Origin of the sequence: Sinorhizobium sp. 6-70 (assembly GCF_030124375.1) — a bacterium.
Taxonomy (GTDB): domain Bacteria; phylum Pseudomonadota; class Alphaproteobacteria; order Rhizobiales; family Rhizobiaceae; genus Sinorhizobium.
In genome coordinates this window covers 1-15063 of record NZ_JASKLS010000025.1, presented here as the reverse complement: position 1 = coordinate 15063, position 15063 = coordinate 1, and the positions used below count along the sequence as shown (strand labels likewise).

9 protein-coding genes and 5 pseudogenes are annotated in these 15063 nt (G+C 58.5%); 10 read left to right on the top strand and 4 right to left on the bottom strand.

Annotated features, from left to right (window positions below; all coding sequences use genetic code 11):
* Positions 1–223: 223 nt before the first annotated feature.
* The 3 genes and pseudogenes from QN222_RS29555 to QN222_RS29545 all read right to left on the bottom strand — a co-directional run.
* Positions 224–418, bottom strand: a pseudogene (locus QN222_RS29555) (helix-turn-helix transcriptional regulator); the annotation flags it as partial.
* A 570-nt stretch (positions 419–988) separates the two neighbouring features.
* The gene (locus tag QN222_RS29550) at positions 989–2152 is read right to left on the bottom strand and encodes a uridylate kinase (RefSeq protein ID WP_283965372.1); all 1164 of its coding nucleotides are present in this window, start codon (positions 2150–2152) and stop codon (positions 989–991) included.
* A complete protein-coding gene (locus QN222_RS29545) occupies positions 2149–3288 on the bottom strand; it encodes an aspartate-semialdehyde dehydrogenase (RefSeq protein ID WP_283965371.1) in 1140 nt (379 codons plus the stop codon). Before QN222_RS29545 ends, QN222_RS29550 begins: the two co-directional genes overlap by 4 nt.
* A 573-nt stretch (positions 3289–3861) precedes the next feature.
* Between QN222_RS29545 and QN222_RS29540 the strand changes: the two are divergent.
* A pseudogene (locus QN222_RS29540) lies at positions 3862–4043 on the top strand (transposase domain-containing protein); the annotation flags it as partial.
* Positions 4044–4513: 470 nt separating this feature from the next.
* Complete coding sequence (locus QN222_RS29535; RefSeq protein WP_283965370.1) at positions 4514–4921, top strand: tyrosine-type recombinase/integrase; 408 nt, start codon at positions 4514–4516, stop codon at positions 4919–4921.
* Positions 4922–5060: 139 nt separating this feature from the next.
* On the opposite strand, the gene QN222_RS29530 is transcribed toward QN222_RS29535, so the two are convergent.
* Positions 5061–5528, bottom strand: coding sequence for an Lrp/AsnC family transcriptional regulator (locus QN222_RS29530; RefSeq protein WP_283965369.1), 468 nt, complete (start codon positions 5526–5528; stop codon positions 5061–5063).
* A 187-nt stretch (positions 5529–5715) separates the two neighbouring features.
* Here QN222_RS29530 and QN222_RS29525 point away from each other — a divergent pair, with 187 nt between their 5' ends.
* The 8 genes and pseudogenes from QN222_RS29525 (at position 5716) to QN222_RS29490 (ending at position 13965) form a co-directional block, all read left to right on the top strand.
* A complete protein-coding gene (locus QN222_RS29525) occupies positions 5716–7119 on the top strand; it encodes an aspartate aminotransferase family protein (protein ID WP_283965368.1) in 1404 nt (467 codons plus the stop codon).
* Between the two features lie 151 nt (positions 7120–7270).
* Positions 7271–8680 (top strand): aldehyde dehydrogenase family protein, encoded by a 1410-nt coding sequence (locus QN222_RS29520; RefSeq protein ID WP_284005750.1) that lies wholly within the window; start codon positions 7271–7273, stop codon positions 8678–8680.
* Positions 8681–8881: 201 nt separating this feature from the next.
* Positions 8882–9889: a hydroxyectoine utilization dehydratase EutB gene (gene eutB, locus QN222_RS29515; RefSeq protein WP_284005748.1), complete on the top strand. Its 1008-nt coding sequence runs from the start codon at positions 8882–8884 to the stop codon at positions 9887–9889.
* Positions 9886–10875: an ectoine utilization protein EutC gene (gene eutC, locus QN222_RS29510; protein WP_284005747.1), complete on the top strand. Its 990-nt coding sequence runs from the start codon at positions 9886–9888 to the stop codon at positions 10873–10875. Before eutB ends, eutC begins: the two co-directional genes overlap by 4 nt.
* A gap of 32 nt (positions 10876–10907) precedes the next feature.
* A pseudogene (locus tag QN222_RS29505) lies at positions 10908–11112 on the top strand (ectoine hydrolase DoeA); the annotation flags it as partial.
* A 308-nt stretch (positions 11113–11420) separates the two neighbouring features.
* Positions 11421–11825 carry a UPF0262 family protein gene (locus tag QN222_RS29500; RefSeq protein WP_283965935.1) on the top strand — a complete coding sequence of 135 codons (405 nt, stop codon included), beginning with the start codon at positions 11421–11423 and terminating at the stop codon, positions 11823–11825.
* Positions 11826–11961: 136 nt separating this feature from the next.
* Positions 11962–13314: pseudogene (locus QN222_RS29495) on the top strand (Glu/Leu/Phe/Val dehydrogenase).
* A 240-nt stretch (positions 13315–13554) separates the two neighbouring features.
* Positions 13555–13965, top strand: a pseudogene (locus QN222_RS29490) (winged helix-turn-helix transcriptional regulator).
* Positions 13966–15063 lie beyond the last annotated feature (1098 nt).

Here is a 15063-nt window from a genome sequence, read left to right as displayed (position 1 = left end):
AGCACGAAGCGCCCACTCTCACTTCAGCGGCACGCCACAAGGCTGCACCCATTGCGGCATGATGTTCGCCATTGATTCCCATCGCGGCTGGAACGCTTGATCTGCCAACCGGATATTCAATAGAATCCACTTGCCTGGACGTGTTCCTGAAAGCTCGAATCCTTTAAGGTGACAGTTTTATTTGGTCCGATTTGTGAGAACGCGTCATTCTAAAGGCCGTTCCTTACAATTCAATTATACCGGACTCGACGGCCTTCATAGCAGCCACCGTTCTACTGGTAACATCCAACTTCCGCATTACATTTTTTATGTGGAAATTAACAGTATTCTCAGATATACCAAGAATGACGCCTATACCCCAGGAAGACTTCCCTCTCGCAACCCACAGAAGACACTCCCTTTCCCGTAGAGAAAGGTCGGTAATTTTCGCTGATTTCCTGGAAGTTTCGAGTTTTCCCATCCCCTGTCCTCTCTCCTCAAGTGAGCCCCGCTTCGCAAACGGGGCACAAAGGTTGGCCGTAGGAGACGCGGCCGTGCGTCCCTTTGTCGGCACGACGGCATCGCTAAAGCGCTTGCAGATCTGATCAGACCTGACATGTTATTCCGACGGGAGTTCCTGACGGTAAGCGATGAGAGAGGTTCAAAAGTCGTGCCAACGTCTAGAAATGGCCTCAGCAAACACGTTCTACACGTTTACCAATTGGTTAGACTGTGATGCGACAGAGGCTAGGGCAAACACTCACCGTCGCAGACTCGACAAACCGGACAGTAGGTGCTCCTTCTAGGTCCGGTAGTCGAAGACCGAGGCCGAGATAGAGCACGGATCAGGGTCGTCTCCTACCAAGTGGTCTCCTAGCGAAGGCGCTCGCAAGCACGCCCTCAGCCATAGCGCAGGCGGCGGAGCATGCGCAAGTCGATTTTCCCGATATGGTGAGTGCTGGTGGCTCGGAGTGAAGGGCCTCGTGTGATTCACTGGTCAATAAACTCATTACGTACTTTCCGGCGCATTATTTGCTCGGATGAGCAGCGAACTATAAGTGGAGCGCTGCTTAGCCGTTCTCCGCCCACATATCGCGCCACCCGTTGCGGGATACATTCGTTGATGGATCTGGCATGCCCGGGAAATGGCTTGCTCATAATCGGCCTCCAAGTGAACGCGCAACGTTGAGGGATCGAGCTCTGTCACCGCGGTTCTTGATCCAATGGAGACCAAGCGAGTGCCCGTCAGTTCGACAAGCCGAATGCCAAAATCAATGTCGCACAAAATGCATATGCCGGCCCCGCAATTGTCATCCATACAGATCGTGCTGACGTCGTGTTGATCGAGCATCGCGCGCAGTTCATCGCGTTCTGCAAGGCTGCTGCACGATAACACCGCTGTATCGCGGGCCACTGTCACGGATCTAGCGTTTCCATGACCTGCCACAGTGGTACCCGTAACTGCTCCGTCGCTCGTGAGCGATTTGCAAGCAATGGTGACCGCGTGCTTTTGTGCATAGTCCACCGCCCTGTGGTGCAGCACTTTTGCGCCATGTCGCGACATGCGCGCGACGGTCGCATACGCAATTTCCGGGACCAGGCGTGCTCCAGGAACAAGATAAGGATCTGCCGTATAGACGCCAGGAACATCGGAGTATATTTCGCAAGCGTGCTCTCCCAGCATGGACGCAATTACGATAGCTGTCAGATCAGAGCTGTTTCTGCCGAGAAAGGTTAATCTGCCGGTCCGGTCGATTGCCTGGCCACCAGCGGCAATGACAACGTCATGCTTCTGTAATGCTGCCATAATTGGACTCGCATCTACGCTTTCTACTGAAGCGCGGCCAAACTCTGAATTCGAGCGTATTCCAAGGGAATAGCCGTTTAATGACAGTACGGGAATTCCTAGCCCGCTTACGGCTGCCTGCAATAGGCAGGTACTGAGCATCTCTCCGGTTGCGAGTGCCGCATCGAGATTCGATGGGCTCGGTTGCTTGTTCACGTCAAGCATGCCTGCTTTAAGATCGTCGGTAGTTCCCGACATCGCGCTGACCACGGCAACAATTTTGTTTTCGCCCGCCGAGAGCCGCTCGGCTAAATGCCGAGCGACTCGACCGAAGTCTTCAAGATGCAGGAAACTAGAGCCTCCGAATTTCAGAACGGTCACGGTCATGGTCCACCAATCACGTTATTGGCAATTGCAAGCTTCGCGATGAGGAGTGCATTAAGCGCCGCGCCAACCTGAAGATTATCTGCGACGATCCAGAGCCAGAGCCCGCATGGATTCTCGGAGCTGACTCTAACGCGCCCGACGTGAACAACCGCAGGGTCTTCGAGAAGGCGCGGCGTTGGATATGCTTCCTGAATTCCGTTTGCGTAGAGCCGAACGCCTGGCTCTGTCGCGAGTAACTCATGAACCCGTTCGAGGCGAACTGGCTCTTCGAATTCAATGTATACGGCCGCTGAATGGCCGTTTATTACGGGCACGCGAACGCAGGTTGAGGTTAGCCGCAGATGAGGCAGACCAAAGATTTTTCGAGACTCGTTAACCAGCTTGAGTTCTTCGAGAGTTATACCGTTCGAGTCGAACTTACCGACTTGCGGTATCACGTTGAACGCAAGGGGGAAAGGAAAACGCTCGGCGCTTGGCGGCGCGCGTCCACGCAGTGCGCTTCTCGCGCCTTCCAATAGCTCGTCAATCCCTTTCAGGCCTTTTCCCGAGGCGGCCTGATACGTGGTCAAAATAATTTGATGAACATCAAGTGCGGTTACCAGCGGTCTCAGTGCTCGGACCAGCTGAATTGTGGAGCAATTTGGGTTTGCCACAATACCTGAATGGGGGCGGCTAACGAGAGTATTGGGATTAACTTGCGGTACCAGGAGTGGTACGTCGAGGTTCATTCGAAACGCATTGGAATTATCAATGACGAGGGCGCCTTGCGCTGCGAACAGAGGTCCATACTCGGCGCTTACCGCGCCTCCAGCGGAAAAGAATGCGATATCCGCTTTTGTATCGACGATATCGTCGAGTGGCTCTACGATGCAGATTTCATCTCGGAACCTCAAGCGGCGGCCACCCGAAGTGCGGGACGCAAGCAGCCGCAACTGAGAGACTGGAACTTGACTTGCTTCCAGCAGTTTTATCAGTTCAGCTCCAACAGCACCCGTGGCACCAATTATTGAAATATCTAGGGCTCTCCGAGTTTCGTCGTTAAAATTGTGCAACAGTTCGGAACTCCACGGGAGCCTGCCAAAACAATTGCTCATTCTCCGACGACTGTTCTGCGCAACTTGCTGGTTGACGGACACGTTCACTGCTCCAATAGAGATCGCGTCAGACTCCTGCTGGTACCGGCGATGATGAGCGCGCTTAAGATGGTATGTGATAATAGAGGTCTAAAAAACTACCAGAAGCGGTGGGAAGATGGGTTTACGCGCATCTTGCTCACAGCAAAAACATGCGGTTCTTATGTTGGAGTTGCCGTTCAGGTCTAAGCGGCAGGAAGACCCCGTGTGGTGGAGGGGTTAGCGTTCGGATATCGGCAGCTTGCGTTGTGAGCCGATGTGAGCTTCTATGTCCGCGCCTAATTCTGGTACCAGTGTCGATACCGAAACGAATCCGCCCCAAAAGTACATCGAGCGAGGGCTGGAGGCTCCGGTCTATGGACTGCGCACGCGAAGAGCGACGGTGATCGACCCTTTCGCGGTTCTATCTTCGCGAACGTATGAGGGCCTATCCGGGCCTGACAGGGCGGCGGCTTTTCCCGCGAGATTAAGGATCTCGGCTATTGCGCGATATTCGGCCACCGAATGAGCAAGGATTGTGAGCGTCCGGCGAGCGCGAAGAGCCAGTTCTTGCGGTTATGCATATCTATACATAACAGGAAGTCGTGGCTCTTTGCTGGCTCTGATCGAGGTGCCGATCGCGCCGCCTTCATGGCGACGCTGATCATGACGGCAAAGCTTAACGACATCGATCCGCAGGCATGCTTGCCGATGTTCTCGCCCGCATTGCCGACATGCCGGTAGCACGGCTCGAAGAGCTGTTGCCGTGGAACTGGTCTTCTTCGAAAGTGGCTACCGACAAGGCGCCGCCTGACCGAAGAATTGGACCGACAATGGGATATCGCAGCACGACTCTCTACACCCTCAAATACGTGGCCGAAATGCTCGAGGAGGATGAGGACTTTCTCCACGATTGCTCAATCGTGATCTTCTCCGAGGACGGACGCCTCAGCGCCTACGACAGCTTCCCAGCCTCAGAATTGAGCGAGCCTGTCGTCGTCTTCACGGAGGACGGTATCGATAATCTTCGGCACATCATTGGTGTGCGCAGAGAGATGGGTGACGCGCCGCCCAAGCCTCTCACGAAGGGCAAAGGCTCGGAGCAGTACCCCCCCGCGGTCCTCACCGGACGGATACTGTCCTGCCGGCGCTGATGGGTTTGCAGCGCTCAGCCCGGAGATCGTCATCGATTATGTCGAGCGACGTGCGCTCGATGGCTCGATGGCTCCGCCGATAGTGGCAAAGCAATGTGCGTGGTGGCTTCCTGCGCTACTTGCATTTGGAGGGCTTTATTTCGACGCCGATGGCCGATTGCGTGCCGTCCGTCCGCCGCTGGCGACTGGCCGGTCTTCCAACATTCCTGCCGCCAGAGAAGGTGCAGAAGGTTCTCGATGCCTGTGATCGGACAACGGCAATGGGTCATCGGGACTATGCGGTTCTGATGATCTTGGCCAAGCTCGGTTTGCGCGTCAGCGAAGTTGCCACCCTTACTCGCAACGATATCGCCTTCGTCATGCCAAACCTTCCGTTTGGCACAATGAGTCAGAATTCCTCTGATTTGGGAATCCCATCACGAGTCAGCGTCATTGCTCGTTGGTATGACGCGGACCATGCCGCTTGGCCATGCCCACCCGATCGCAGGGCAGGACGGAACTAAGCGAGACGCTTGGCCTCTATCATCTTTGTTCCGTCGCGCCAGTAAGCAGACGGTTCGGACGAGAGTAGCGAGACGACATGGCACCGATCTTTTCCTTTTCACCTTGGCCAAGCTCCCAACTCGGAGAGAGCTCAATGCCTCAGATTTCGATTGGAAATGCGAACCCTGCTTTGACGCGATCCATGACAACCATAGTCTTGAATCCTTTGATGTCATTGTTTTCATAGAAGAAGCGGCGTGTGAATTGCTCGTAGTCTTCCATGTCCTTGGCAGTGACGACCAGAATGAAATCTGCATCCCCTGTTACATAATAGCCGATCATCACCTCGCGTGTGTTTCTTATCGCTGACTTGAAGCGATCGATGATGTCAGCTCGTTCGCGCTCAAGCGATACTAGAACCACGACAGTGACCTGTCGGCCGGCTGCCTTTTGCGAGACGATTGAAACGTCGCCTTCAATGATGCCTCTGGCTCGCAACCGCTTGAGACGTCGATGACAGGCTGTAGGTGACAGGTGCACCAACTCGGCGAGTTCGTCAGACGTCAGTCGGTTGTTTCTTTGGACGGCATTCAGCAGGGCTGCGTCTATGCGATCAATTTCTTCCATGCAGAATCTTGCGCGTTTGTGCCTCGAAATGCAAAACTCTTGCTTATGTCTCCCCATCATCGCCGTCAACTGATCCCAGCTCACGTTTAACATCACAGCAGTAGAGATCAGCGGGCTGCACGCTTCAGCGGAAACTGACGGTTTTCTCATTCCTCTCTAAGAAGTCGCAGTCTAAAGGGCATCGCAAGTGACGATCAACATCAAGGACATCAGCGAGAAGGACCGCAACACCGTCCTGCATCCTTTCACGCAGCTCAAGGACTTCGCTACCGGCAAGCTCGGTGAGCCGACGATCGTCGAGACAGGCAAGGGGGTCCGCATTCAGGATGCCCATGGCAATCACCTGATCGACGGCTTTGCCGGCCTTTACTGCGTCAACGTCGGCTATGGCCGCACGGAAGTCGCCGAAGCCATCTCGCGCCAAGCCTATCGGCTCGCCTACTATCATTCCTATGCGGCGCACACGACTGACGAACTGGCGATCCTCTCCGATCGCCTTGTGAAGATGGCGCCAGCCAAGATGAGCAAGGTGTTCTACGGCATGTCCGGTTCGGACGCCAATGAGACCCAGGCCAAGCTCGTCTGGTACTTCAACAATCTTCGCGGCAAGCCGAGCAAGAAGAAGATCATCTCGCGTGAACGCGGCTACCACGGCTGTAGCGTCGTCTCCGGCTCAATGACCGGCATGAGCTTCTACCACGACCATATGGACCTGCCGCTGTCGCAGATCGTCCATACCGGTGTGCCGCATCATTACTGGGGTGCCAACCCAGGCGAAACCGAGCGGGAATTCTCTGCTCGACGGGCTGCTGAACTGGACGAATTGATCGAGACGCTCGGTCCGGACAATGTCGGCGCCTTCATCGCCGAACCGGTGCTCGGTACCGGCGGCATCACCCCGCCGCCGGATGGCTATTGGGAAGCGATCCAGGTGGTACTCAAGAAGCACGACGTGCTGTTGATTGCCGATGAGGTGATCACCGGCTTCGGCCGCACCGGCTTGATGTTTGGCTCGCAGCACTATGGCATCGAACCCGACCTGATCACCGTCGCCAAGGGCTTGACCTCCGCCTATTTCCCACTCTCGGCCTCGATCGTCGGCGAGAAGGTTTACAAGGTGCTGGAAGACGGCGCTGACAAGGTCGGGGCGTTCTCGCACGGCTACACCTATTCCGGCCACCCCATCGGTGCAGCTGCGGCCAACGCCGTTCTCGACATCGTCGAGAAGGAGGACCTGCCGGGCAATGCCCGTGAGGTGGGGGCCCATTTCCAGGCGCAGCTCAAGGAAAAGTTCGGTCACCTGCCGATCGTCGGTGAGGTGCGTGGAGTCGGCCTGATGGGCGCGATCGAGTTCGTCGGTGATCGCGAGAACAAGAAGCGTTTTGATCCCTCACTGAAAGTCGGTGCCCGCGTCTCTAAGGCAGCACGCGACCGTGGTCTCATTGCCCGCGCCATGCCGCACGGCGACATCCTCGGCTTCGCACCGCCGCTCGTCACCACGAGGGAAGAAGTCGACGAGATCGTGGCAATTGCCGAGAAGGCAGTGCGCTGGGTGATCGACGACCTCGTTCTCGAGGGCCACAAAATCTAAATGAAGCGGCCGGGGTAGCCCCGGCCGCATTCAGTTGTCCTGTTGACGATCAGAGCAACCAATCTTGAACAGGGCTGGCTTTCGACCTTGCCCTGACGGACAAACTTGGCCTCCGCACTGGATGGCACTATCAGGGAAGGGAAGCTGGCTTATGACCGCTGCCAAACTTCATATCACGACCAGCTTGGCGCCAATCACCGTCCATAGCCCCTATGACGGATCCGTCGTGGGAACGATTGACGCCACCGATGCGAGCGAAATCGGCAAACTCATCGCCCGTGCCCGTCGCGGCGCGGAAATCTCGCGCAATCTGCCGCGGCATCGCCGCGCCAGCCTCCTCGAAGGTGCCGCTCAGATCGTTGAGCGCCGCCGCGACGCTTTTGCCGAGACCATCGTTCGCGAAGCCGGAAAGACGATCATCCAAGCGCGCAAGGAAGTGCTACGCTGCGTCAACACGCTGAAGCTGTCGGCCGAGGAGACCAAGCGCAATGCCGGCGAGATCGTGCCGTTCGATGCCTATACCGGATCGGAGCAGCGGCAAGGCTGGTTCACCCGCGAACCGCTTGGCATCATCGCCGCCATCACGCCCTACAATGACCCGCTGAACCTTGTCGCCCACAAGCTCGGACCTGCGATTGCCGGCGGCAATGCCGTTCTGCTGAAGCCGTCTAATTTGACGCCGTTCTCGGCGATCAATCTCGTCGAAGCTCTTCGGGAAGCGGGACTGCCCGACGGGGTCATTACCGTCGCTCACGGCGACAGGGACTTGGTCACCGCCATGATCTCTGCGCGTGAGGTGCGCATGGTGTCATTCACCGGCGGCTTTGTCACCGGCGAGGCAATCAGCCGCACGGCAGGCTTGAAGAAGCTGGCGATGGAGCTGGGTGGCAATGCCCCCGTGATCGTCATGAACGACTGTGACTTCGACAAGGCAGTCGAGGCTTGCGTTTCCGGCGCCTTCTGGGCGGCCGGGCAAAACTGCGTCGGTGCGCAGCGCATTCTCATCCAGGCCGAGCTCTACGACCAATTCCGAGATGCTTTTGTTGCGAGTACGCGAAACCTCAAGGCAGGGGATCCGATGAACGAGGCAACCGATGTCGGTCCAATGATCTCGCCTCAAGTCGCAGAACGCACCGAGGCGGCTGTTAATGAAGCCATCAACGCAGGCGCCAAGCTGCTCTGCGGCAACTCCCGTGACGGATCGCTCTATCACCCAACGGTGCTCGAAGGCACACCAACACGCTGCCGGCTCTGGCACGAGGAGGTGTTCGCCCCAGTTGTCATGCTCGCTCCGTTCGACACGCTCGATCAAGCCATCGGGATGGCTAACGAGCCGGACTACAGCCTGCATGCCGGTATCTTCACCAGCAATCTCAATGTCGCGCTTGAGGCGGCGAACCGGGTCGAGGCTGGCGGGGTGATGATCAACGACTCCTCCGATTACCGCTTCGACGCCATGCCCTTTGGTGGCTTCAAATACGGCAGCATGGGCAGGGAAGGGGTTCGGTTTGCCTACGAGGATATGACCCAGCCCAAAGTCGTCTGTGTCAATCGCGGATGAACAACGCGATGGCAATGCAAACGAAAAGTCAAACCGGCGAGCGACGTGGACCCAAAGTTCGGGCCGCTAATGTCGTACGAATGCTAAATTCCTTTGTCTGGCAGAAGGCTAAGTGACGTGAAAGACATTCATGACTCGGAAACCCGTCGCGTACCCGCATCGGCTTTTGTTTATCACCCCGCCACTTGAAGAGGAATGGGCATGAGCGCTCCTCTTCCGGTAACGATCGAGGATATCGAAGCCGCGGCCCGGCGCATTTCCGGCCGCGTGCTGACGACACCCCTGGTCTCCTCGGCCTCGCTCGGCAGGCTCTGCGGCGTGCCTGTCGGCCTGAAGCTCGAACACCTCCAGACGACCGGCAGCTTCAAGCTTCGCGGCGCGACCAATGCCGTGCTTTCGCTTTCCGCCGAAGAGCGGTCCCGCGGCGTGATCGCGGCCTCCACCGGCAATCACGGCCGGGCGCTTGCCTATGCGGCCAAGGCGGAAGGTTCAGTCGCGACGATCTGCATGTCGCGCCTGGTGCCCGAGAACAAGGTTTCCGAGATCCGGCGCCTCGGTGCCCATGTGAGGATCGTCGGCAAGTCACAGGACGAGGCGCAGCAGGAGGTCGACCGTCTGGTCAGCGAGGAGGGGCTGGTGATGGTGCCGCCCTTCGATCACCCGGCGGTGGTCGCAGGGCAGGGGACGCTGGGGCTCGAGATCGTCGAACAGATGCCCGACGTTGCCACGGTGCTGGTGCCGCTATCGGGCGGCGGGCTCGCGGCGGGCGTCGCCGCCGCAGTCAAGGCGCGCCGGCCGAAGGCGCGCGTGATCGGGCTGACGATGGAGCGCGGTGCGGCGATGAAGGCAAGCGTCCAAGCCGGCAGGCCCGTGCAAGTCGAGGAAGAGCCAAGCCTTGCGGATTCGCTCGGCGGGGGGATCGGACTCGACAACCAGGTCACATTCGCCATGTGCCGCGACCTTCTCGATGACGTCGTGCTGCTTTCCGAAGAAGAGATCGCCGCTGGCATGCGCCATGCCTATTCCGAGGAGCGTGAGATTGTCGAGGGAGCAGGGGCCGTCGGCATCGCGGCGCTTCTCGCCGGCAAGATCAAGAACATCGGAGGCCCGATCGCGGTCATTCTTTCCGGCCGCAACGTCGACATGGGCCTGCATTTGCGCGTGATGAACGGCGAAACGGACCCCCTTCGGGAGGGTGGTAGAACATGAGACAAATGAAGATTCTCACAGAGGCTGATCTGAGGGCGGTCGTATCGCTCGACCGCGAGGCGGTCGATTGCGTCGAGGATGCATTCCATGCGCTTGCCACCAAGGCCGTGGCGATGCCACCGATCCTCAGGCTCGACATTCCCGAGCATCGCGGCGAAGTCGACGTGAAGACTGCCTATGTTCCCGGCATCGAGGGGTTTGCGATCAAGATCAGCCCCGGCTTCTTCGACAATCCGAAGATCGGGTTGCCGAGCACCAACGGCATGATGGTGCTCCTGTCGAGCCGGACGGGCCTCGTGCAGGCGCTGCTGCTCGATAACGGTTATCTGACAGACGTGCGCACGGCCGCCGCCGGCGCGGTGGCAGCGAAACATCTGTCGCGGGAGGATTCCTCGGTGGCCGCGATCTTCGGCGCCGGGATGCAGGCAAGGCTGCAGCTTCAGGCGCTCGCTCTGGTGCGGCCGATCCGCGAGGCGCGGCTGTGGGCGCGAGATCATGCCAAGGCCACGGCCGCGGCGGCGGAACTCACCGCAAAGCTCGGCTTCCCGGTCAAGGCAGGAATCGAGCCGAAGGCAGCCGTCAGCGGCGCCGACATCGTCGTCACCACCACACCGTCGGAAGCGCCGATCCTCAAGGCCCAATGGCTGCAGCCGGGGCAGCATGTCACCGCGATGGGCTCGGATGCCGAGCACAAGAACGAGCTCGACCCGCAGGCGATCGCCCGTGCAACCTATGTCGCCGACAGCCTCGGGCAGACACGCCGGTTGGGCGAGCTGCATCACGCGATTGCGGCCGGGCTCGTCGCGGCCGACGCCGAATTCGCGGAGCTCGGTCAGGTGATCGCCGGGCTGAAGCCCGGCCGAACCGGGGCGGAAGAGATCACCATAGCGGATCTCACCGGCACCGGCATTCAGGACACGGCAATCGCCACGCTCGCCTTCGCGCGAGCCAATGCGGCGGATGCCGGAACCACGTTCGAGAGTTAAGGCCGGCACGGCCGGAAAACGAGGGAAGAAGCATGACCCAACCCAACCTCAAAATTTTCTATTGGGAATATAAAGCGCGGCTGAATGGAGGCGAAGGGCATCAATCTCTAGATCGTCACCGACCCGTAGCACATTGACTGGCCGACGGGCTACGACGGCTGTTCGTTCTATGCCCACCAGCCGGTAATCGTGCCGCCGTCGGGCGAGCCGATCTGGTTCGGCCGTAGCCAGGACGCCAAAGTATGAGTCGTGGCGCTGACACTTAGCTAAATTAATCTAAAGCGCATAGCGCCTAAACCTGTCGATGCAACGCTCTATGTCGTCGTTCGTGCACGCCTCGTTTAAGACGGCTGCGAACGTGTGGTCGCAAAGTGTCTCTCACCCGGAATGGCCGTTGACAAAGCCACCCCAGATCCAGGAACAGCGGTAGGAGCTCATCATGAGCAGCCTATCCATCGTCAACGTCAGTCCAGCTCGCACGGTCGTCGCCTCCTTCGACGGCATTGCCATGTGCGTGGAAGCAATGTGAGGGGAAGGCAGTGGTAATGAGCTCAGCCGAGGCCCGTCTTTGCGATGTCGCGCTCGACCGATCCTTTGGTCGGCGAGACCCTCGTGTCGAGCGTGAACAGGCGCTCGCGGGCATCGACCTCCTTGACAACAACAGGTTCTTGCCCGTCGGTCACGAAGGCGGGCCCTATCGACTCAGGATCGAAACTGGGCGCCTGGTGCTGCATATCGCCGACGACGAGGGAGCGCATGTCGTCAGTCAGCGCGTTTCGATCACCCCCTTCCGGCGGCTGCTCAAAGATTACACGCGCATCTGCGACAGCTACTACGACGCAATCAGGCGCATGGACCGGAGCGACTGTCACCGAAGTGCTCGTCGGCTGTTCACGCTGATTTACGCAATGCTCGTGCGCCATCCCCCTCACCAAATTCTGCCGATCTGACGCAGCACGCGGCCACCCAACTATTCGAACAAAAAGAAACCGACAGGTCAATGCAATATCCAAACCGGAGGTCCAGTCGAGCCAAGCGAACTCCGCTGGTTTTCTGGAGAGCGTCGACCAGAACTTCCGCCATGCCATGAGCTTCCTCGACCTTCCTGAGGGGCTAGCAGAACGCATCGTGCAGTGCAATTCGACCTACACGGTCCGCTTCGGTGTGCGGCTGCGCGGCCGGATGTACAACTTCATCGGCTGGCGCTCGGTGCACAGCGAGCACTGCGAGCCGGTGAAGGGCGGCATTCGCTATGCGGCCAATGCCGGCGCCGAGGAAGTCGAGGCGCTGGCCGCGCTGATGACGCTGAAATGCTCGCTGGTCGATGTGCCGTTCGGTGGCTCGAAAGGGGCGCTGAAGATCGATCCGCGCGACTGGACGCCGCAGGAGCTCAAGCGCATCACCCGCCGGCTCACATAGGAACTCAACAAGCGTGGGCTGATCGGTCCCGGCGTCAACGTTCCCGCGCCCGATATCGGCACGGGCAAAACGCGAAATGGCCTGGATGATGGACGAGTTCCGCCGTGCCAATCCGACCGATGTCGTCAATGCGCGCGCCTGCGTGACCGGAAAGCCGCTGTCGAAGAGCGGCATTGCCGGACGCACCGAAGCGACCGGCCGCGGCGTTCAGTTCGCCATCCAGAGCTTCCTACGCGATCCGCGAACCGTCGGTCTGAACGGCAAGCGCGACCTCGAGGGGGTACCCGTCATTGTTCAGGGGTTTGGCAATGTCGGCTATCATGCTGCCAAGTTCCTTTCCGAGGAGGACGGCGCTCGAGTGACGGTTGTTGCCGGGCGGGACGGCTATATCGCCAATCCGGAAGGCCTGGCGATCGAGGCGCTGAAGTAACATCACATCCGCACCGGCAGCATCCTTTGCTTTGACGACGGCAAGTCGTTTGCCGGCGACATGGTGGGCATCGAACAGCCTTACGACGTTCTGATGCCGGCAGCAATGGAAAACGCTAGTCATGCGGAAAACGCCGAGCGCGTCAAGGCGCAGCTCGTCGTCGAAGCCGCGAATGGTCCGGTCACCTTTTGAAGCCGACAAGATCCTTCGCTCGCGCGGCGTGACGATCCTTCCCGATCTCTACGTCAATGCCGGCGGCGTGGTGGTCAGCTACTTCGAGTGGGTAACCTGACGCACATCCCCTTCGGGCTGATGGAACGGCGGCGGCGGGAACGGCGCAACCATGCCATCGCCACTGTCCTGGAGCGAATGACGGGTAAGGAGTTCCCCACCGACATGCGCGACGAGTTTCTCGAAGGCGGCGCGGAAATCGATCTGGTGCGCTCCGGCCTGGAAGCGTCATGCGCAGCACTTGGGCACGCTTCGCTGAACTGATGCAGGAACAACCGGAACTGGGCGATTACAGGACTGCTGCCTACGTCGAATCTATCCGGCAGATCGCCGACGCCTATGAGGCAATTGGCATCTGATCGCGTTCAAACTGCGGCGGCCGGGCTTGCCCAAAAGGCGCGGGCACCGAGCGGCTGTCTTCCGGTTCTGCTGTGAAAGGGACATGTGCTTATGGCATCAATCTGCGTTTATACCATGAAGGTTGCAGGATTCCCGTATATTTCCGAGTGATTGCCGCCAAACGTCACGTCGCTCGGAAAATCGTGTGGTTGCTTAGATCGGCCGGAAGTGACGATCTAGCTACGCGGTTTGATGCGCGCATGAGCAATGCAAGACTGGCAACTGAGGTGGGCCTGTCCCCGTCCGCCTGCCTGCGGCGTATCAAGATTGTGGAAACGGCGCGAGTAATCCGGGGGGTGTACGGCACTCGTTGACACGGCAAGTTCCGATGCGACGATCGCGGTCATTATCAACATCACCCTTGAACGGCAGACGGAGGACTATCTCGAAAAGTTCGACGCAGCGGTCAGCAAGCATCCTGAAATTCGCGAATGTTATTTGATGACCCGCGAATCTGCTGCGCGTAGACGTCGAGAGTGTAGGGGCTTTCGAGCGAATCACAAGGAGGTGCTGTCAACGTTGCCGGTGTATTGCGAATACACTCGAGCTTCTCGATCCGGGATGTTTTGGCGACCCGCCAAAAGGCGAGACGAGTTTCCGCGCTGAGTTAACCAGTCGAGCGATCTTCCGCTTTCTGTGATTTGGGTTGCGACCCACTAAAAACACGGAGCGTCGTGCAATGCGCTGGCCGTCGGACCGCGGAGAGCGCATTAGAAGCAGCAGAGGCATCGTCTTGAGCATGCGCCCGCTGCTTTTCGATGGTGCCGCTCTGTCGACGTTCCCTTTGCGCACGCTCACCGCTTGGAGATCGGCAACTTTAGCGACGACAATTACCGCCCGAAGACCGCAGCAATGCGGTCAAGGCCCTGAGCGGCGCGGTCGACTATAATGTCAAAGATCAGAGGCGGGCAAAAGGCGACTGCAGATCCCACGGCGCGAGTTATGATTACGCATTCAAGTATTAGGTCGCAAGCTAGCAATGCCACCTCGGCTGCGCCGCAAGAAGCCCAATTCGGACGTCCAGTCGAGACCCCGTATCTCATCATATCGGGGAGCAGCCACCTTTCAAGATCGTAATTGGGTCCAGAGGCCGCTTGCCCGCGATTACACGACGTATGTCCGTCCTCGTGCCTGAGGGGGCTCGCCCTATACTGGTCTTCCGAGGGTTGCTCGGGCAGGTCGAATCCGGACGGGAGGGCTGGGGTGAGGTTAAGACATCGGATGCGGGCATGCGCCGCATCATCCAGGGGATGCCGCAAAGTTCGATCCCGGGCATTTCTGCTATGGAGGTCGGCCCAACCGGTTAACCGACGCCGATCTTTGCCTGCTCACGCTGGTCAAGCCAATCAGGCCTGAACCTAATACACCTGAATAACGAAGCGACGCTCCTCATAACGATCCGATGGGGCTGATTTACCGTCGTTGTTGCTACATTAACGCATCGACGTGAGGGTTAACCTCCCGTCGAGCTGGAGGCGTATCCCGCACCCCAGCAAGATTCCGTAAGTAACTCTGTCAACGCAGATCGCTGCGATTAAGCCGCAACGTCTGTTTAACCAACCAACGATCACGATTCAGGTCCTCAAATGTCCATACTGACCTTAGACTCCAAACCCATTCAGAAGGAGGCGTCGGGAAAAGCTTTCTACGCGGGCCGCGGCGCGAGCGAAACGTTCACTGTTTCGCATGGCAAAGGAATTTTCTTCTGG